The following is a 19,164-nucleotide window of genomic DNA, read 5'->3' on the forward strand; positions in this document are numbered from 1 at the left end:
TCATCAGGGTGTTGCGACAACCAATTGAATCCGCCATGACCGCCGCGATCCCTATGCGACCACGCCGCGCTGCACCAGCTCGCGCGCCAGCTTCAGATACGCCTCCGATGCGGCGTTCGACGGCGCGTAGTCGAGGATCGGCTTGGCTGCGATCTGCGCGTCGGGCAGCTTGACCGTGCGGCCGATCACGGTGTCGAACACCTTGTCGTCGAACGCGTCGACGACGCGCTCCAGCACCTCGCGCGCGTGCAGGGTGCGGGAGTCGTACAGTGTGGCGAGGATGCCGTCGAGCTCGAGCGCCGGGTTGAGACGATCCCGCACCTTGTCGATGGTCTCGACCAGCAGGGCGACGCCGCGCAGCGCGAAGTACTCGCAGGCGAGCGGGATCAGCACGCCGTGGCTCGCGGTGAGCGCGTTCACCGTGAGCAGACCGAGCGACGGCTGGCAGTCGATGAGTACTACGTCGTAGTCGGCCGCGACCTTGCGAAGCACGCCGGCGAGGATCTGCTCGCGGGCCACCTCGGTGACGAGGTGCACCTCCGCGGCCGAGAGGTCGATGTTGGCGGGGATGATGTCGAGACCGGCGGTGTCGGTGGGCGTGATCGCGTCGCGCGGATCCTTCACCTTGCCCAGCATGAGGTCGTAGATGGTGGGCACGTCGTGCGCCGGCACGCCGAGGCCGGCCGAGAGGGCGCCCTGCGGATCGAAGTCGACCGCCAGCACCCTGCGTCCGTAACGCGCGAGCGCCGCTGCGAGGTTGATGGTGCTGGTCGTCTTGCCGACGCCGCCCTTCTGGTTGCACATCGCGATGATGCGCGCGGGCCCGTGGCGGTCGAGCTTGCGGGGCGCCGGGATCACACGATCGGGTCGCCCGGTCGGTCCCAGCCCGACCTGCTGCTTCGCCATTCCGGTCCTCCTCTCGCTCGCTAACGCTCAATCCTATCGCGGCGGAAGGAGCCCGCCCGCGCCCCGACCAACCGCCGCGTCTCGCGCGCATCGTCAGCGCGCGAGGATCAAGCGCTGCCGCCCCTCCACCAGACCATCGAGACGCGCCACGGTCACCTTCGTCGCGGTCATGTCGGCGCTCAGCTCGGCGATGTCGCCCCTCAACTCCGTCCGCAGCTCGGCGATGTCGCCCCTCAACTCGGTTCGCAACTCCGCGATGTCGCCCCTCAACTCGGTTCGCAGCTCCGCGATGTCGCCCCTCAGCTCCGTCCGCAGTCCACCCATCTGCCGAACGACCCAGGCGAACCCTGCGAAGATCCCGCCGCCGAGCGTGACCATCAGCCCGAACGCCGAGACGACGATCGCGATGACCTCGGTTGACACGTACACACCTCCATTCTGGTTCAGGGATCCCCCTTCCACCACTGAAAACTACGCGACTCCCGTGGGCAGCACAGGTCCAAAACGAAGAAAGTGCATAAGTGACCGAAGCTCCCGCAGGGCACCAACATTGTGAGCGAAGAAGCAAGCGCCGCGAGGCTTCGTCGCGTGCACACCGTCCGGCACACCCCGACTCCCACCCCTCGAGACGCTGCGGAGTTTGCGAGACGATACGCAACGCACGCGTTCTGCGCAGCTCCTGGGAGATTCCGTTCCGCAGCTTCTCCGCACGAGAGCGGGGCGCGGCCAGCGGGGCTCGGACCCCGACGCACGGGCGCTCCGGTGCCGAGGCCGGTGGGCACAAGAGTCGAAGGATCCGCCCCGGGACGGATGCGCCCGCTCCGACACGGGCGTAACGTCGAGAGCGTACGGAAGCCAAACCCGAGCCGTGAGGAGCGCGCCATGCTGATCGCGGAAGAACTCTACCTCCTGCTCACGAAGGATCTCGGCACGCAGGAGTCCCCGGGAACCCAGCGCGGCTACGGGTTGACCGCCGCGCTCATCGCGGACCTCGTGCTCGCCGAACGCGTCGTGCTGACGGAGGAGCAACCGCCGCACCTCATCGTGGTCTCCTCCTCCCCTACCGGCCACCCGGTGCTCGACGCGGGGCTCGCGCAGCTCGCGGGCCGGAACGGTAAGCGGCTCGATCAGCTCGTCACCTGGTCGAAGCTCGATCCCGAAGAGACCGTGGTCGCCTCGCTCGTGAAGCAGGGAGTGCTCGCATACGGAGACCGCACCTTCTTCGGCATGGGAAAACCGCGAACGCCGGAGCAGGACCCCGAACCCGAGCGGCGGACGCGCACGCGTCTGACGGCTGTGCTCGCCGGTACGGCCGCACCCACCGCCGCCGATGCGACGCTGCTGTCGGTCTTGCAGGGCCTCGGCGTCGCGCGATACATCCTCAAGGCTGAATCCAATGGGATGCGAGGCCAGGAGCTGAAGACGCGGATCGATGCCGTCGTCGAGCACTCCCCGACCGGCGAGGCCGTGGACCGGGCCGTTCAGGCGCTGAACGCCGCCATCATGGCGGCCGCCGCGGTCATACCCGCGATAGCGGTGGGTGGTGCGTAGCCGCGGGATCCTGATCCGGTGGCCGTGGGTGATTCGGTGCGGCTGGGTGCATCTTCGCCTCCAGCTCCGAGTCGGCGGAGAACTTGAACGTCTCTCGTCGACACGGCTCGAACCCGCACTTGCGCTATGCACCTGCCACGGTCACATCCCGGAGCCCGGGCGGGTCAGTATGGGGGTAGGCCAGTGCGTGACTCGCAGCGGCGCTGATCTTGGCCCCGGATGCCCACGTGCAACGCATCTTCCCGAACGAACTCGTGCGTGAGCGGCCTCTCACCCGGTTCAGCTCCAGAACACCCGGGTCAGGTGCTCGAGATAGTCGGGATCCGGCCGCCGCTTCCAATAGCCTACGGTCGAGCGCCGGAGGATCCCGAGCCGCTGGAGCGAGACAAGATGCTCGGCGGTTTTCACGACGAGGCCGTCGGAGTCGAGAATCGGCACCCCGTCCACCTCGGAGACCCCCTCGTGCGCGAGGATCTCGTTCGGCAGGCCCTCGCCCGGGACGATGAGCTGCGCGCCCGCGGCGACCGCAGCCCTCGCCGTCGCTTCAAAGGCCCGCATGAATTCGGCGGTGTCGCCCTGCAGCGCCCGCGGCACGATCGCCGCGCCGTTCTCGATGTAGTGGAAACCGCGGAACTTCGGCAGCAGCCCCATCGCTGTGAGGTTCTCGCGTATGGGTTCCGCGAGTTCGGGGATGAACCCCACGATCGCGAACTCGTGCCCGGTCATGGCCGCGGTGTGAAAGGAAGTCTCGCCGTAACCGAGCACCGGGATGCCGACGATCGTGCGCGCCAGATGCAGCCCGGGATCCTGCGAGGCTCCCGTGACGAAGGCATCGTAACCGAGCTTCTCGGCCTGGTAGGCCTGCTTCGCGAAGTAGTGGCTGAAGAAGGTCTCGACGGCGCCGAAGCGCACGACCCCCTCCGGGGTCGACTTCGGGTAGGCCGTGTCGGGCAGTGTGTGGATGTCCACGACGGTATCAGGGCCGATCACGCTCTCGAAGTGGCGCTCGTACCACTCGTCGAGCAGCGGCATGCGCCCCTTGATCGTGTGCTTCTGGAACCAGATGCGCGTGGTCATCGCGCCACGCCCAGGCTCGGCGCGGTGTCGAGCATCGAGGCCTGGTAGAGGAACTCGAGGGAGCGCTGCGGGTCACCGGCGAGTTCTTCGATGGAGGCGAGCGCCTTCGCGAGCGCCTCGGCGTCGCCCTCGCTGCCCGCCGCGCGGGACTCGGTGCCGGGGATGATGACATCCTTCACGACGCTGCGGCGCGCGGCCGCAGCCTCCTCGAAGGTCTCGGAGGGCGCGCCGCCGAGCACATCGGCGATGGCACGGGCCATGGCGTAGGCGTCGTGCAGGCCGCAGTTCATGTTCATGCCTCCCGCGGTCGTGGTGACGTGCGCGGCGTCGCCGGCCAGCGCGACCCGGCCGCTCGTGTATGTCTCAGCCACATGTGCTCGGTTGCTGTAGACCTCGGCGAAGTCGATGCTCACCCCGGGCACGACAGTGTCGATGAGCTCGCGCACCGCGACCGGATCGAGCACCTCGTCGTCGCTACTCTTGCCCGCGACGCGGAAAATGAACCGCCAATGGTCCCGCATGTGCAGCAGGCTGCAGGACTGCCTAGCATCCCGCACATAGGCGATGCCGGCGAGGCCGGGCAGAGCATCGCGCAGATCCTCCCGAGTCACGACCCGCAGGGCGCGGGAGGCGTATGAGGAGCCGGGGAAGTCGATTCCGAGCTGCTTGCGGATCTCGCTGTGGGAGCCGTCGGCCGCAAGTAGGAACTTCGCGGTCGCACGCTGCTCACCCCCCTGGCCAGAGAAGGTCGCGGTGACCGTGTCGGAATCCTGCTCGACGCGGTCGCAGCGCGCGGAGAACCGCACGTCGACGGAATCGAGGGCCTCGAGTTCGCGCAGCAGGATCGGGGTGAGCAGGGTCTGTTCGGCGTGGAGCCGGAAAGGGAACTTCGTCTGGCCGACGAGTACGGAGAAGGAGATGCGGGCGATCGTCTGCCCGTCCAAGTTGCGCCACTGTATCTCGTCTACGATGACGCCCTGCTCGAGCAGTTCCTCGGCGACGCCCGCCTCATCGAGCAGGTCGAGCGTCGAGGGGTGAAAAGTTGAGGCCTTCGAGAGCGTGCCGAGCCTGTCGCCGGCTTCGAGCAGGAGTACGCTCGCACCCTGCTGCGCCAGGCGGAGCGCGCCGAACAGGCCGACCGGGCCGGCACCGGCGACGATGACATCGTATTCCGGGCTCAACGGGTGTTCTCCTCGATCTGGCGCGCCATGCGTTCGAGCAGGGGGTGCGCCTGCGCAGAGGATGTGGGAAGATCGCGCTGCATCCAGCGGGCGCCGCACAGGTTCGAAGAGATGACGCGGCGCTCGGTGCCCTGCGACAGCAGCTGCATCGCGCCCGTAGTGCGCATGCCGGTGCCGGTGAAGAGGATCACCGCGTCATCGGCGAGGCCCGCTCCTCCGACTTGCTCCGCGAGATCCTCGGAGGTGACGTCGTAGGGGTTGTACCCGCTCGTGGAGCGCACGCGTACCACCTTGTCCACGGAGAAGCCCGCGGCTTCCCAGTAGCGGTGTGACAGTTCCGTCAGCCAGGTCTCGTACGGGGAAGCGACGATGATCTTGCTCACCCCGAGCGCGGTCAGCGCGTCGGTGATCGTGAGCGTTGCGGAGCGCACGTTCGTACCGACTTGCTCGCTCAGCTGGATGCAGCGCTTCTCGTCCTCCTCGGGGGAGAGCAGATAGTGGGATCCGGTGCACGCGATGAAGATGCTGTCCAGGGCGAGCGAGCCGAAGTCCGTCACGGACTGCGGCAGCGTATCGAGATAGCCCTGGTTGCGTTGCTGCTGATCCCATCCAGTGAACACCGGGAAGCGGGTCGTGTGCACGATCAGCTCCTCGGCGATGAGCTCGCGGAACTCCGGTTCGACCGTGGGGTTGGCCGGAGGAACGATCACTCCTGCGCGGTACTGCAGCTCTGACATCTACTCACCTTTCCGGATGGGGTACTGGATGTGCTGGATCTCTTGGAAGACCGAGATGCCCCACACGCCGCCCTCCCGACCGATGCCGCTGTGGCCGAAGCCGCCGAAGGGCGCATCAGGCCGCAGGCCGCTCGCGGCGTTGATCGCGATCGTGCCGGCACGCACCCGGGGGGCGACCTGAGCCGCCAGCTCGGGATCACCGTAGACGTAGCCGTTCAGCCCGAAGCGGGTGTCGTTGGCGATCGCTACGGCATCGTCGAGATCGGAGTAGGTGATGAGCACCGCGACGGGTCCGAAGACCTCGTTCTGCGCAATCGGATCGCTGTTGTCCAGGTCTGCGAGCACGTGGGGGTTCACCCACCAACCCTGCTCGAAGTCGGGACGCCCGCCGCCCGCGACGACCCTCGCGCCGCGGGCCACCGCGTCGGCCACCATCCCCTCGATGCGGGCCCGGTGCTCCGGGCGGATCACAGGGCCGATGTCGGTGGTGCGATCCCATGGATCCCCGACCTTCAACTCCGCGTACACCCGCCGTGTGGCCTCAATGAACTCGTCCTTCACCGACTCGTGCACGAGAATTCGGGTCGGCGAGGCGCAGCCCTGGCCGGCATTGCGCGTGTAGCGGCGGTGCACCTGATCGGCCGCGACGTCGAGGTCGGCTCCGGGCAGAATGATCGCGGCCGACTTGCCGCCGAGTTCGAGGGTCACGCGCTTGATTCCGGGCGCCGACTGGGCGATGATGCTCGCGCCGACCGTGTCGGATCCCGTGAAGGAGATCTTGTCGACGCGCTTGTGCTGGGTCAGAACCCGCCCCACGTCGGGGCCTCCTACGAGCACGTTGAACACGCCGTCGGGCAGACCGGCCTCCCGGGCAAGGCGTCCCACTTGCAGCACTGCGAGCGGAGTGCGCGGAGATGGCATGAGGACGACCGTGCAACCCGCGGCGAGCGCCGCTCCGACCTTCCACAGGCCGAGGTGTAGCGGGTAATTGTAGGCGGAGATCGCGGCGACAACGCCGACGGGGCGCTTGTAAATCTTGGAGTGCCTGGGGGCGCCGTAGTCGGCCTTCCCCAGATCGACGGTGTCGTCGTCGAGGATGTAGTCGGCGTACCATCGCATCTGATCAATGGGGTATTGGATCTGCAGGCTCTCTGTCAGTGTGATCGGCGTGCCGACCTCGTTGATGATGGTCGACAGCAGCGCGTCGAAGTTCTGCTGCATGAGGTCGCAGAGGCGGTGGATCAGGCGTGAGCGCTCTTCGCGTGAGGTCGCGGCCCATCCGGGGAAGGCCGCTGCAGCCACGGTGACGGCCTCGTCGACCTGAGCCTCGGTGGCCGATGGGACGCGGGCGAGCAGCGAGCCGTCGACCGGCGAGAAGACGTCGATCTCGGAGCCCTCGCCGAGCACCGGGCGGCCCGCGATGGTCATTTCGGGGTCGGTCATGGGAGGAATGGTGTGCCTGGGGTCCAGTGCCATGGGATGTTCCTTTGCTGTACGCGCGAGGCGCCTAGTTCGCGAGTGAGGAGAGGGCGTCGTCGAACGCTGAAATCGTGGCCTCAATATCGGCATCGGTGTGCTCGGTCGACAGGTACATGAGCCCTCGCGGGAGCGTGATCACGCCCCGGCGAACGAGCTGCTCTGAGAACTCGAGTATGCGGTCCTTGTCGAGGCCGATGAGGTCGGTGAGCCTGGTGATCGGCCGTTCCGAGACGAAGAACTGCAGGCAGGTGCCGACGTGGTTGACGGCGAAGGGCTTGCCATGGCGTTCCGCACTCTCCCTGATGCCCGCGGCGAGCGCCGCGCCCAGTGCCTCCATGCGGGGGTAGAGCTCCTCCGCATGGCGTTCGAGCAGGTCGAGGCACGCATTGCCGGCCGCGACGGAGAGCGGATTGCCATTGTAGGTGCCGCGATGCAGCACCGCCCCTGACACCACCGGGTGCATGGCGGTGCGCGGCCCGGTGACAGCACTGAGCGGGAGGCCCCCGCCCAACACCTTGCCGAGCACGGTGAGATCGGGGAAGACTCCGTAGCGCTGCTGCGCCCCGCCGAGTCCGAGCCTGAAACCGGTGATGACCTCGTCGAAGATCAGCAGGGATCCGTTCGCGCGTGTTGCCTCGCGCAGTCCCTCGAGAAAACCCGCCTCGGGTTCGAAGCAGCCGGCGTTGATCGCGGCCGCCTCCGTGATGATCGCTGCCACCGTATCGTCGAGCACGGCCTGCAGTCCTTCGAGGTCGCCCCATTCGAGGCAAATGACGTTGGCGGAGGCGAGCGGATCCTGGCCGTCGGTTGTCAGTGCGTCACTGCCGGGCGAGTTGGCCACGTGCATGCTGTCCGTCCAGCCGTGGTAGTGCCCGCGGAACTTCACGATGCGGGTGCGTCCGGTACCCGCTCTGGCGATGCGCAGCGCGAGCTGCACGGCCTCCGTGCCCGAACTGAGGAAGGTCGAGACCTCGCCACTCGGCACACAGCGCGCGATGCGTTCGGCGAGTTCGGCCTCCCCCGCGGTCACGCCTCCCGTGCGCAACCCGCGATCCAGCTCGGTCCGCACGGCATCAAGCACCGGCACCGGGCTGTGCCCGAGCAGCAGCGGTCCGTAGCCGAGCGCGTAGTCGGTGTAGCTGTTGCCGTCCGCGTCGACGACGGTGCACCCCGACGCCCGCTCCTGGAGCACCGCGACCGGCCGCTGCGACGCGCGCGGCGACGAGGATACGCCGCGCGCCAGTACCCGTGTTGCGCGCTCGCGGTAGGCAAGCGACCCGTCGAAACTCCGAGAGTGCGGCCCATCAAGCGGCATGACTGTCCTCTCCCGTCCAGAACACGATCCTCCGCTCGACGAAGCCGATTGCGCCGTGCAGCAGCATGCCGATGACGGCGAGCACGATCAGCACGGAGAACATGCCCTCGATGTTGAACTGATAGTTGTACTGCAGGATCAGATAACCGAGGCCCTTCTTCGCTCCCACGAACTCGCCGACGATCGCGCCGACCAGTGCGAAGAGGGTGCCCACCTTGAGCCCGGTGAAGACGTAGGGCAGCGAGTTGCGAATCTTGACCTTCCAGAACACTTGGCCCGCGTTCGCACCGAAGGAGCGCATCATCTGCAGTTGATCGGGGTCGGATGCCTTGAGACCCGCGATGACGTTCACGAGGATCGGGAAGAAGGAGATGATGGCCGCCATCACGATCTTCGAGAGCTCGCCGAAGCCGAACCAGATCACGAACAGGGGTGCGAGGGCAACGCTCGGGATGGTTTGGAAGGCGACGACGTAGGGCAGGAGCGAGCGCTCGAGCACCCGGATCTGGGAGATCAGCGTGCCGAGAACGAGCGCGATGACGACGCCGAAGGCGTAGCCGACGAGCACCTCGCCGCCGGTCACCCAGAGATTGCCCCAGAAGATGTCCTGCTGGAGCAGATCGATGAGCCCGTTCCAGATGGCAATGGGTCCGGGCAACACGAAACTGGGTACCTGGAGCAGCCGAACGAGGCCTTCCCACAGCACCATGATGATGACGAAGGTGATCGGAACGAGGTAGAGCTCGGGTTTCTTGGCGAGCAGCGCGCCGAGACCGCCCTTGCTCGAGGCGCTGTCCGCCTCAACGACTGAGATGGGAACTGTTTCTGACATCATGGCCTCTCCGGGTGGACTCAGTCGACCATCGAGCTGTTCTTGAAGTGCACGCGAATGCGCTCGAGCTTCTCGCCCGCCGCGTCGGTCGCCATATCGCCGAGGCTGCGGGGCCGCCCGATGTCGACGGACACGATCTCGGCGATGCGGCCGGGCCGGGGCGTCATCACGACGACGCGGTCGGCGAGGAAGGTGGCCTCCGGGATCGAATGGGTGACGAACACGACCGTCTTTCCGCTCTGCAGCCAGATCCGCTGCAGCTCCTCGTTCATGAATTCGCGCGTCATCGCGTCGAGCGCGCCGAAGGGTTCGTCCATGAGCAGCACTTTCGGGTCGTGCACCAGCGCGCGACAAATGCCCGCCCGCTGCTGCATGCCTCCCGAGAGTTCCTTCGGGTACTTAGTGTCGAACCCCTCGAGGCCGACGGTCCTCATGAGCTCGCGAGCCCGATTCAGGCCGGCCTTCTTGTCGAGGCCCTGCACCTCGATCGGAATCATGATGTTCTCGAGAATGGTGCGCCACGGCAGCAGCGTAGGCTGCTGGAAGACCACGCCCACATCGGCGGTGGGGCCTTTCACCGCGCTCCCGCCCAAGGTCACGCTGCCGTCGTAGCTGGTGATCAGCCCGGCCATGATCTTGAGGAGGGTGGTCTTGCCGCAACCCGAGGGGCCGACGAGCGCGATGAACTCGCCTTCGCTGATGCTGAGATCGACATTGTCGAGCGCTACCGTCGGCGCCGACCTGCGCGGGCGGTAGATCTTGGTGAGCTGGCGCGCCTCGATCAACGTGCTCGTACTCTCGGCATTCACCGGTGTGGTCATGTCGTCAGCCCCCTCGCGCTGCAGTCCTCAGTTACTTCTCGAGGTTCGCGATCTCGTCGCGGTTGAAGTTGAGGTACTGATCCGAGAGCGAGCCGTCCCATACCTCTGAGACCTTGAACTTCTTCGTGATCTGCCCGGTAGCAAGGGCGTAGTCGATCACGGCCTGCCAGCGCTCGTCGGAGAGGATGATCCAGTCGCCCCACGCATTCGGGTCGGTTCCGGGGTCGTCGGGCAGGGAATCGAGCAGTGCGATCTTCATGGCGGCCAGGCTCTCCTTGGCCTCATTGCTCTTGGGGTCGCCCGCACCCGGCAGCACGGGGAACTCCTCGAAGCCGAGCTCGAGGGCCGCCTCGGGGTTCACCTGGGAGTAGACGATCCCCTTGTACGCCGAACGCACGAAGGCCGCGAGCGCGTCGGGGTTCTCGGCGAGCATCTTGTCGCTCGTCGCCATCGTAACGCTGAAGAGCTCGTCCATCTTCGCGGGGCGCTTCAGCAGGTCAAGGCTGAGCCCGCTGTTCTCCATCACCGTGAAGGAGTCGGTGAACGAGTCGACCGCGTCGATCTCGCCGTTCTGCAGCGCGGCCGCAGCCGAGGTGCCCGAGCCGACAGGGACGATCTCGACGTCGGACTCGGTCAGACCGGCCTCCAGCAGGTTGGCCTTGAGGTCGGAGTAGGAAGCCGAGGCAAGGCTGATGACGCCAACGCGCTTGCCCTTGAGATCAGCGACCGACTCGATGCCGCTGTCCTTCGGCACACCGATGTAGTAAGGCCAACGCACGGTGAGACCGGCAAACGCTTTGATGGGCAGGCCCTGCTCGATCGCGGCAAGGATGTTCGCTGAGGAGGCGTAGGCGATATCGGCGCTGCCCGATCCGAGCGCTTGGATAGCGGCGGTCGAGCCGTCCGCGGTCACCATATCGACTGCGAGGCCTTCCTCTTTGAAGAAGCCGAGGTTGGTCGGCACCGCGTAGGTGAAGATCTCCTCGGCCGCGGTCACGGTGTTCCTCGCGAATGCGACGGTGAGTTCGGTGGTCCCCCCGTCACCGCCCGTTCCGTCGTTCGGAGAGTTGGCGCCCGAACTGCATCCCGCCACCAACACAACCGCTGCAGTGGCGGCAAGCATCTTCAGAATGGTTGTTTTCTTCATCGTGCTCTCTCCTTCAAGCGCTCCGTTGCGGCTCGAATCTGCATCGTCAGGCGGCTTCGAACGATCCGCTGCCGCCACTGTACATCATCGTTCCGTTTAGAGGATCTTTAATTTTCGTACTCGTATTTTCAGAACCGGATTTATCGCGTCCACAAGGGAAACAAGCTTGCAAAAAAGGCATAATTTCAACGATTATTACGAAGATTGCCGGTAGGCATAAAACAGAATTTTTGTTCCTCTTCACGGAACGATTGCTATACTTCAAAGTACGAACCACATTTGCGGGAGGTATGGGAGATGGACGATCGGAGTCCCAATCAAGCCGGCACGGAGGCCACCACGAGGGCGGCTTCGCTGCTCCTGCTTTTCCTCTCCGGAGAATCAGCGTGGGGCGTCTCCGGCATCGCGCGGGAGATGGGCCTTGCGAAATCCGTCGTGCACCGCATGCTGCAGTCATTCGTGGCGCACGGCTTCCTCGTGCGCAGCCCGGAGACGAGGAAGTATTCGCTCGGCCCCGCGGTCGCGGCACTCGGCGCGGCGGCCCTACGATCCTCCGATCTCCGCCTCGCGGCCAGACCGGGCCTCGCGCGCCTGCGCGCCGCGACGGGCGAGACAGTCACGCTCTGCGCCCTCATCGACACCCAGCGGGTCTTCATCGACCAGCTCGAGACGACGCACGAGATGAAGATCACGGTCGCGCTCGGCCGGCAGTACCCCCTTACCGCGGGCGCGACCGGCCGCGTACTTCTCGCCTATCTTCCCGAGTCGAAACGCGAGCGGATCCTGGCCACCGAGCCGACGAAGCTCACCGACCAGACGATCCCCACCGCCGAGGCGCTTCGGGACGACTGCGAGCGCATCCGAGAGCTCGGCTACGCGATCTCCCAAGGAGAGCGCCAGAGCGGAGCGGCATCGGTCGCCGCCCCGGTGTTCGATCTCGACGGCGAGGTGGTCGGCGCCATCACCGTCTGCGGCCCCACTTCCCGCCTCTCACGCGAACGCTTGGACGATCTCTCGGCACCGCTGACGACGGTGACGCGGGAGGTCTCTGCGAGACTGGGACACCGGACCGCATGACGAAAGCCGTGAAGCGGGACGCGAGACGGGTAGTATCCCCGTCAGTGGAATACCATCGACCGCCGGGCACCTCCGGCGATATCCAAGCCACGCCGTCCCTTGCACCGTGCGACGACGATCCGTGCAGTTCGACAGCACTCACCAGCCGAGAGGAAATGGCCCGATGAGCGAAACGAAGACCGGCCAAGGCCCGGCCGACTCCACCACCGCGCGCGTGGCGGAGGTGCTCCTGGCGTTCGCGGGCTCCAAGGAGCCGATCGGCATCACCGACATCGCCCGAGCCACGGGCCTGAGTAAGGCTGTTGTGCACCGCATCGTGCAGACCCTCTGCGCGAGCGGCTTCCTCTGGCAGAACCACGAGACCCGGAAATACCAAGTCGGCTTCGCCGCGTTCTCGCTCGTCGACTCGGCGAACCAGACGTCCAAGTTCCGCCGCCACGGCATGGAGGTACTCGCGAACCTCGCCGAGACGACCGGCGAGACGACGACCCTCTCGGGGCGCATTGGGCACCGCCGCGTGTACGTCGGTCAGGTGGAGAGCCGACAGCTGGTGCGCATCTCCGTAGAGGTCGGCGCCGCGCACCCCCTCACCATCGGCGCCTCGGGAGCGGCGATCCTCGCCTTCCTCCCCGAGGACGAGGTTGAGGCCGTGCTGAATGCCCCCGTGCCCGCGATGAGCGCGACGACGATTACCGAACCCGAACTGCTGCGCGAGCGCCTGCGCGCGGTGCGCAGGGATGGCTTCGCCCGCACGACGGGCGAGCGGGTGCGGGACTCCACCAGCTTCGCGGCTCCGGTGCGCAATCGCTTCGACGAGGTCATCGGGGCGATCAGCGTCGCGGCCCTCACCTCGCGGCTCACACACGAGCGGGAGCGAGCCCTCGCCGCTCAGGCGATCGAGGCCGCCGACGCTCTCTCCGGGGAACTCAAGACCCCGCTCCACCACTAGACCCCTGCCCCGACGCCCCGCAGACGAAGAAATCACCGCCATGACACGCAACGCAGCGCACAACCACATCCCGCTCACCCTCCTGTACGCTCCCGGCAACCGGCCGGATCGCGTGGCGAAGGCCCTGGTGGCAGGCGCCGACGTCGTCGTCATCGACCTGGAGGACGCCGTGGTACCGGCGCAGAAGACTGCGGCCCGGTCTCATCTCGCCCCGGCCCTCTCGGAGTGGGGCGGGTCCCCGCAGGTGCAGGTGCGCGTCAACGCGCGCGGATCGGAGTGGCACAAGGCCGACCTCGAGACGGTCGCCGAGCTCGATCTGCGCGTCGGCATCAGGCTCCCCAAGGTCCACAGCGCCGAAGATGTGCAGGCCGCCGCGACTACTGACCCCGCCCGCGGGATCCACGCGCTCATCGAGTCTGCGCTCGGCGTCGAGAACGCCTTCGGCATCGCGAGTGCCGGCGTGATATCGGTCGGGCTCGGCGAGGCGGATCTGCGATCCTCGCTTGGGCTTCGTGCGGGCGCAGCAGGAGAGCCGGGGCTCGCGTGGCAGCGTGCGCGGATCGTGAACGCCGCGGCTGCGGCGGGCCTGCTGCCGCCGCTCATGAGCGTGTACACGAACGTGCGAGACGAAGACGGCCTGCGGCGCAGCTGCGAGGCGGGCCGCGCCCTCGGCTTCCTGGGCAGATCGGCGATCCATCCGGCCCAGCTCGCACCCATCCGGGAATCGTTCACTCCTACCCACGCAGAGGTGCTTCAAGCCGAGGAGACACTGCGCCGCGTGGGCGACCGCACCTCCGACGCCGCCGGGACGGTGGTGCTCGCAGACGGCTCCTTCATCGATGCCGCGATGGTGGAGACCGCGAGACGCGTGCTCGGCATAGCGCAGCAGAACGGTAACGCCGGCGATGAAGACAATAATTCCGTTTAGCGGAACGATATGAATCAACCTCAATCCGAATGTGCGCCCATCAGGACGTAATCAGCGTAAAGATTCCTTAATTTCTCAAACTTTCTTGCCCGCAGATGACAGCGCGAACGGATTGTTATATCGTTTCTCTCATCGGAACCGCATCGAGACTGTTCCGAAGCGACGTCGACGAGACGCACCACGCGACGGGCTCCCCGCCCGCCACCGTCAGCCAAGGGAGACACACCGTTGAGCACTCACCCCGCTCCGCTCGAGGGCATCACGGTCATCGATGCATCGACCATCATCGCCGGCCCGCTGTGCTGCCAGATCCTCGGAGACTTCGGGGCAGAGGTCATCAAGATCGAGCATCCGAGCAAGCCCGATGGACTGCGCGGCCACGGTCATCAGAAGAACGGGCATCCCATCTGGTGGAAGGAGATCTCCCGCAACAAGCGAGGTATCGCTCTGAACCTCGGCAGAGCCGAGGGCGCCGAGGTGCTGAAGCGCCTCGCGGCCGACGCCGATGTGCTGGTGGAGAACTTCCGCCCGGGTACGCTCGAACGCTGGGGGCTCTCCCCCGAGGCACTGCACGAGATAAATCCCGGCATCGTCATCGTGCGCATCACCGGCTTCGGTCAGACCGGTCCGTACTCAGGCCGCGCCGGTTTCGGCACCCTCGCCGAGGCGATGAGCGGCTTCGCGCACCTCACAGGTCCGGCCGACGCTCCCCCGAGTCTGCCCGCCTTCGGGCTCGCGGACAGCATCTGCGGCATCGCCGCCTCGTCGGCCACCGTCATGGCGCTGCGGCATCGCGATCGCACCGGCGAGGGGCAGGTCGTCGACATGAGCATTCTCGAGCCCATGCTCACCGCCGTCGGCCCCTCCCCCTCCGTCTACCAGCAGTTGGGTATCATCGGCATGCGCAACGGCAACCGATCGGTGAACAACGCCCCGCGCAACACATACCTCACCGCCGACGGCAAGTGGATCGCTATCTCCACGAGTGCCCAGAGCATCGCTGAGCGCGTGATGCACCTCGTCGGCCATCCCGAGGTCATCGACGAACCCTGGTTCGCGACCGGCACCGGACGCGTCGAACACGTAGATCTGCTCGACGCATACGTGGGCGACTGGGTCGGAGCCCGCAGCCTCGACGAGGTGGTCGTGGCTTTCAACGAGGCCGGCGCCGCGATTGCTCCCATCTACGACGCCGCCGACATCGTGAACGATCCTCATATCCGCGAGACCGAGATGCTCACCGAGGTCGACGATCCCGACCTCGGTGAGCTGCTGCAACACAATGTGATGTGGCGCATGTCGAAGTCCCCCGGGTCCATTCGCTTCACCGGCCGCGCGCATGGCGCCGACACCGATCAGGTGCTGCGCCGGGCAGGGTACAGCGAAGACCAGATTCACGACCTCAGAGAAAGTGATGCGATCAAGTGACCGACCGACTCCTCGACGCACTCTCGCAGGGCCTCAAAACCTACGACCTCGCCCGCCAACTGCGCATCGGCATGCCGCAGTCGCCCAACCACCCCCAGTTCTGGCATGTGCTGCCCCGCCGCCACGGCGACATGGTGCGGGCAGACGGCGGCAGCGCGGCCAACGACATGATCACCACGGGCACCCACGTCGGCACTCACATCGACGCACTCGCCCACGTCAGTCAGGACGGCAGGCTCCACGGCGGTGCCGACGCCGGGGAGGCCTGTCTCGGCGGCAAGTACGTCGAGCACGGCGTGCACACGATCGAGCCGATGATCCGCCGCGGCGTACTGGTCGACGTCGCAGCCCACAAGGGCGTCACGGCGCTCGACGGCGGCTACGAGATCACGCTCGACGACTTCACCGCGACGCTCGCGGCGCAGGGCACGGAAATCCGGGAAGGCGACGTCGTGCTGATCCGCTCCGGCTGGGGTGCGAAGTTCGACGAGGGCGCCGCGTTCGTCGGCGGTCCCAGCGGTGTGCCCGGGATCGGCCCTGAGGTCGGCGAGTGGCTCGCCGACCGGGGCATCCACGCGGCGGGCGCCGACTCGATCGCCTTCGAGTGCCTCAAGCCCGGCGCCGGGCACGGCCTGCTCCCCGTCCACCGCATCTTCCTCGTGGAGAACGGCATCTACATCATCGAGGCAATGGATCTCGAGGAGGTCTCGCGGGAACGCGTGCTCGAGTTCACCCTGATGCTCGTCCCGCTCAACATCTTCGGCGCAACCGGCTCCCCTGTGCGCCCGCTGGCGGTGGTTTCCGGTGAGTGATCCCACCCTCTCCCAGCGCCTCGCCCGCTTCGCAGCCGAGGCGAGCTACGCCGCTCTTCCCGCGGACGTCGTCGAGAGCGTGCGCGGGCGTGTGCTCGATATCCTGGGCATCTGCTTCGCGGCGACCGAGCTGCGGACAAGCCACGCGGCCATCGCATGGGTGGCGCAGCAGGGCGGCGCCCCGCAGGCCACCGCGATCGGCATCGACGAGAAAGTGACGGCTGCGGGCGCCGCGTTCGTCAACGGCGTGCTCGCGCACTCGCTCGACTACGACGACACCCACCTTCCCTCGGTACTGCACCCCAGCGCCTCGATCATCCCCGCTGCGCTCGCAGCGGCAGAGGCGAACGGGGCCACCGGAGAGCAGACCATCACGGCGATCGCGGTCGGCATCGAGGTGTGCATCCGTCTCGGCATGGCCGGCTACGACGGCGAGTCCGGCAACTCCACGTTCTTCGAGCACGGCCAGCATGCCACCTCGATTACCGGCGCGATGGGCGCGGCCGTCTCCGCCGGCATGCTGCTCGGCCTCGACGAGGTCGGAATCTCGGACGCCCTCGGCGTGACCGCATCGATGGCGTCCGGGATCATCGAGTCGAACCGCACCGGCGGCACCGTCAAGCGCATGCACTGCGGCTGGGCGGCGCACTCCGCGGTCTCGGCGGCCCAGCTTGTGAAGCTCGGCTTCACCGGCCCGCCGACGGTGCTCGAAGGCCGCTTCGGCTTCTTCGAGGCCTGGCTGCACGGCAAGTTCTCACCCGAGGAGATCACGCGGGGCCTCGGCGCCGAATGGTCGGTGCCCGGTATCTTCTTCAAGCCCTACCCGGCCAACCACTTCACGCACGCCGCGATTGACGCAGCCCTCGAACTGCGCGAGGAGGGGCTGCGGCCCGAGGACGTCGAGAGCATCGTGCTCGGTGCCGCCACGGCACCGGCGCGCACCATCGGCGAACCGATCGAGGTGAAACGAGCACCCGAGACCGGTTACATGGCGCAGTTCAGCGCGCCATTCGTCATCGCGGCGGCCCTGAGCGGGGGCGGAGGCCTGGGGCTCGGTCTCGATGACTTCAGCGACGAACGGGCCACCGATCCCGCGCTGCGCTCGATCATGGCAAAGGTGAGCGTTGTCGCCGACGCGGAGTGCGACGCCATCTTCCCGCATCAGTTCCCCGGCGTGCTGCGCGTCACCACCGTCGACGGGCGCGAACTCGTGAAGAAGGTGCTCGTCAACCGGGGCGGCCCGGCCCGCCCGCTGAGCTTCGACGAACTCGGCTCGAAGTTCGAGGATAACGCCTCGCGCGTACTCGATGCCGCTGGGATCGCTCACGTGCGCGATGCGATCGCCCGTTTCGAGGGCCTGACCGCCGTCGGCGACGCCCTGCGCGTCGATCTCCGCATTCCCACCCCGACCAACTGAAACAGAATTCTATAAGGAGAGAACATGTCTGAGTTCGACCTTCTTCTCAAGAACGTTCGAGTGATCAGTGCGAACGCGGAGCCGTTCAGCGGCGACATCGCGGTCAAGGACGGCAAGGTCGCCGCGTTGGCCGCGTCCATCAAGGCGGATCGCGCCGAGCAGGTCCTCCACGGCGACGGCAAACTCGCCTTTCCCGGCGTCATCGACGCGCACCAGCACTGGGGCATCTACAACCCGCTGCACGAGGATGTCGTCAGCGAATCCCGCGCATCGGCTCAGGGAGGCGTGACGACGGGCATCAACTACACCCGCACCGGCCAGTACTACATGAACGAGGGCGGATCCTACGCGCGGTTCATGCCGAAGGTGCTCGAGGCCTGCGAGGGCCGCGCGCATATCGACTACGCCTTCCACGTCGCGCCAATGTCCAAGCAGCACATCGAAGAGCTGCCGATGCTCACCAAGAACTTCGGCGTGACGTCCTTCAAGATCTACATGTTCTACGGCGGATTCGGCTTGCACGGCGCATCGTCGAGCCAGCGCGAGTTCCTCATGCTGCCCGAGGGCGAGAGCTACGATATCGCCCACTTCGAATTCGTGATGCGCGGCGTGCAGAGGCTGCGCGAGGAACTTCCCGAGTACGCTGACGAGATCTCGCTCAGCCTGCATTGCGAGACCGCCGAGATCATGCGCGCCTACACTCAGATCGTGCAGGAGGAGGGCAACCTCAAGGGTCTCGAGGCCTACAGCGCGGCCCGCCCACCGCACTCCGAGGGCCTCGCTATCACCATCGCCTCATACCTCGCGCATGAGACCCGCTTGCCGACCATCAATCTGCTGCACCTCACCTCGGCGAAGGCGCTGGAGGCGGCCATGCTGATGAAGCAGACATTCCCACACGTCGACTTCCGCCGCGAGGTCACGATCGGCCACCTGCTCGCAAGTTACAACACGGCCGCCAACCTCGGCGGCAAAGTCAACCCGCCGCTGCGCTCCGAGGCCGACATAGAGGCCCTGTGGCAGCACCTGATCGCCGGCGACATCGACTGGGTGGTCAGCGACCACGCCTGCTGCACAGAGAGCGAGAAGTTCGGCAAGGGCGACAAGCGCGACGACATCTTCGCGGCCCGCTCCGGCTTCGGCGGCGCCGAGTACCTGCTCCCCGGCCTCGTCGGGGCCGGCTTGAAGCGCGGCGTCCCGGAGCAGCTCATTGCCCGGATCACCTCGTGGAATGTGGCGCGCCGCTTCGGCCTCACCGGCAAGGGCGACATCGCCATCGGCTACGACGCTGACATCGCACTCGTCGATCCCTCGAAGACCACCGTGATCCGTCCCGAGGATTCCGAGTCGGCGCAAGAGTACACGCCATTCGACGGCTTCACGCTCGAGGCCGCCGTCAGCGATACCTTCGTGCGCGGCCACCACGTGCTCGCCGAGGGCCGGAGCATCGGAGACCCTGTGGGGCGCTACGTGGCTCGCGGCCCGAAAGCGACGGCCTGATCAGTAC

General features: G+C 66.7%; 19 protein-coding genes. 8 read left to right on the top strand and 11 right to left on the bottom strand.

Annotated features, from left to right (window positions below):
* Positions 1 to 51: 51 nt before the first annotated feature.
* On the bottom strand, positions 52 to 906 hold the full coding sequence (locus tag D1J51_RS16850) for a ParA family protein (RefSeq protein ID WP_119077077.1): 855 nt from the start codon (positions 904 to 906) through the stop codon (positions 52 to 54).
* Between the two features lie 93 nt (positions 907 to 999).
* The gene (locus tag D1J51_RS16855; protein ID WP_119077079.1) at positions 1,000 to 1,335 is read right to left on the bottom strand and encodes a CCDC90 family protein; all 336 of its coding nucleotides are present in this window, start codon (positions 1,333 to 1,335) and stop codon (positions 1,000 to 1,002) included.
* Between the two features lie 453 nt (positions 1,336 to 1,788).
* Between D1J51_RS16855 and D1J51_RS16860 the strand changes: the two genes are divergently transcribed.
* On the top strand, positions 1,789 to 2,457 hold the full coding sequence (locus tag D1J51_RS16860) for a GOLPH3/VPS74 family protein (protein WP_162903908.1): 669 nt from the start codon (positions 1,789 to 1,791) through the stop codon (positions 2,455 to 2,457).
* 279 nt (positions 2,458 to 2,736) lie between these two features.
* On the opposite strand, the gene D1J51_RS16865 is transcribed toward D1J51_RS16860, so the two are convergent.
* The 9 genes from D1J51_RS16865 to D1J51_RS18250 all read right to left on the bottom strand — a co-directional run bounded on the left by D1J51_RS16865 (position 2,737) and on the right by D1J51_RS18250 (position 11,290).
* Positions 2,737 to 3,534: an aspartate/glutamate racemase family protein gene (locus D1J51_RS16865; RefSeq protein ID WP_205548009.1), complete on the bottom strand. Its 798-nt coding sequence runs from the start codon at positions 3,532 to 3,534 to the stop codon at positions 2,737 to 2,739.
* On the bottom strand, positions 3,531 to 4,715 hold the full coding sequence (locus D1J51_RS16870) for an FAD-dependent oxidoreductase (protein ID WP_162903909.1): 1,185 nt from the start codon (positions 4,713 to 4,715) through the stop codon (positions 3,531 to 3,533). The genes D1J51_RS16865 and D1J51_RS16870 overlap by 4 nt, the downstream gene beginning before the upstream one ends.
* Positions 4,712 to 5,452: a maleate cis-trans isomerase family protein gene (locus D1J51_RS16875; RefSeq protein ID WP_119077084.1), complete on the bottom strand. Its 741-nt coding sequence runs from the start codon at positions 5,450 to 5,452 to the stop codon at positions 4,712 to 4,714. Before D1J51_RS16875 ends, D1J51_RS16870 begins: the two co-directional genes overlap by 4 nt.
* Positions 5,453 to 6,895 carry an aldehyde dehydrogenase family protein gene (locus D1J51_RS16880; protein WP_162903910.1) on the bottom strand — a complete coding sequence of 481 codons (1,443 nt, stop codon included), beginning with the start codon at positions 6,893 to 6,895 and terminating at the stop codon, positions 5,453 to 5,455.
* Between the two features lie 64 nt (positions 6,896 to 6,959).
* Entirely contained in the window at positions 6,960 to 8,246 is a 1,287-nt protein-coding gene (locus D1J51_RS16885; RefSeq protein ID WP_119077087.1) for an aspartate aminotransferase family protein, read from the bottom strand.
* Positions 8,236 to 9,078 (bottom strand): ABC transporter permease, encoded by an 843-nt coding sequence (locus D1J51_RS16890; RefSeq protein WP_119077114.1) that lies wholly within the window; start codon positions 9,076 to 9,078, stop codon positions 8,236 to 8,238. Before D1J51_RS16890 ends, D1J51_RS16885 begins: the two co-directional genes overlap by 11 nt.
* A 20-nt stretch (positions 9,079 to 9,098) precedes the next feature.
* The gene (locus D1J51_RS16895; RefSeq protein ID WP_119077088.1) at positions 9,099 to 9,899 is read right to left on the bottom strand and encodes an ABC transporter ATP-binding protein; all 801 of its coding nucleotides are present in this window, start codon (positions 9,897 to 9,899) and stop codon (positions 9,099 to 9,101) included.
* 31 nt (positions 9,900 to 9,930) lie between these two features.
* Positions 9,931 to 11,046, bottom strand: a complete 1,116-nt coding sequence (locus D1J51_RS16900) for an ABC transporter substrate-binding protein (protein WP_119077090.1) — start codon at positions 11,044 to 11,046, stop codon at positions 9,931 to 9,933.
* A 46-nt stretch (positions 11,047 to 11,092) separates the two neighbouring features.
* Positions 11,093 to 11,290, bottom strand: coding sequence for a hypothetical protein (locus tag D1J51_RS18250; RefSeq protein WP_205548012.1), 198 nt, complete (start codon positions 11,288 to 11,290; stop codon positions 11,093 to 11,095).
* Positions 11,291 to 11,343: 53 nt separating this feature from the next.
* On the opposite strand from D1J51_RS18250, the gene D1J51_RS16905 reads away from it, so the two are divergent.
* The 7 genes from D1J51_RS16905 (at position 11,344) to D1J51_RS16935 (ending at position 19,157) form a co-directional block, all read left to right on the top strand.
* On the top strand, positions 11,344 to 12,123 hold the full coding sequence (locus D1J51_RS16905) for an IclR family transcriptional regulator (RefSeq protein WP_119077092.1): 780 nt from the start codon (positions 11,344 to 11,346) through the stop codon (positions 12,121 to 12,123).
* Between the two features lie 163 nt (positions 12,124 to 12,286).
* Positions 12,287 to 13,072, top strand: a complete 786-nt coding sequence (locus tag D1J51_RS16910; protein ID WP_119077094.1) for an IclR family transcriptional regulator — start codon at positions 12,287 to 12,289, stop codon at positions 13,070 to 13,072.
* A gap of 40 nt (positions 13,073 to 13,112) precedes the next feature.
* Positions 13,113 to 14,000: an HpcH/HpaI aldolase/citrate lyase family protein gene (locus D1J51_RS16915; RefSeq protein WP_119077095.1), complete on the top strand. Its 888-nt coding sequence runs from the start codon at positions 13,113 to 13,115 to the stop codon at positions 13,998 to 14,000.
* A 228-nt stretch (positions 14,001 to 14,228) separates the two neighbouring features.
* A complete protein-coding gene (locus D1J51_RS16920; RefSeq protein ID WP_119077097.1) occupies positions 14,229 to 15,428 on the top strand; it encodes a CaiB/BaiF CoA transferase family protein in 1,200 nt (399 codons plus the stop codon).
* Positions 15,425 to 16,240 (top strand): cyclase family protein, encoded by an 816-nt coding sequence (locus D1J51_RS16925; protein WP_119077099.1) that lies wholly within the window; start codon positions 15,425 to 15,427, stop codon positions 16,238 to 16,240. The genes D1J51_RS16920 and D1J51_RS16925 overlap by 4 nt, the downstream gene beginning before the upstream one ends.
* Entirely contained in the window at positions 16,233 to 17,657 is a 1,425-nt protein-coding gene (locus tag D1J51_RS16930) for an MmgE/PrpD family protein (protein ID WP_119077101.1), read from the top strand. Before D1J51_RS16925 ends, D1J51_RS16930 begins: the two co-directional genes overlap by 8 nt.
* A 24-nt stretch (positions 17,658 to 17,681) precedes the next feature.
* The gene (locus D1J51_RS16935; RefSeq protein ID WP_119077103.1) at positions 17,682 to 19,157 is read left to right on the top strand and encodes a dihydroorotase; all 1,476 of its coding nucleotides are present in this window, start codon (positions 17,682 to 17,684) and stop codon (positions 19,155 to 19,157) included.
* The last annotated feature ends 7 nt before the right edge of the window (positions 19,158 to 19,164 follow it).

Origin of the sequence: Leucobacter sp. wl10 (assembly GCF_003569785.1) — a bacterium.
Taxonomy (GTDB): domain Bacteria; phylum Actinomycetota; class Actinomycetes; order Actinomycetales; family Microbacteriaceae; genus Leucobacter.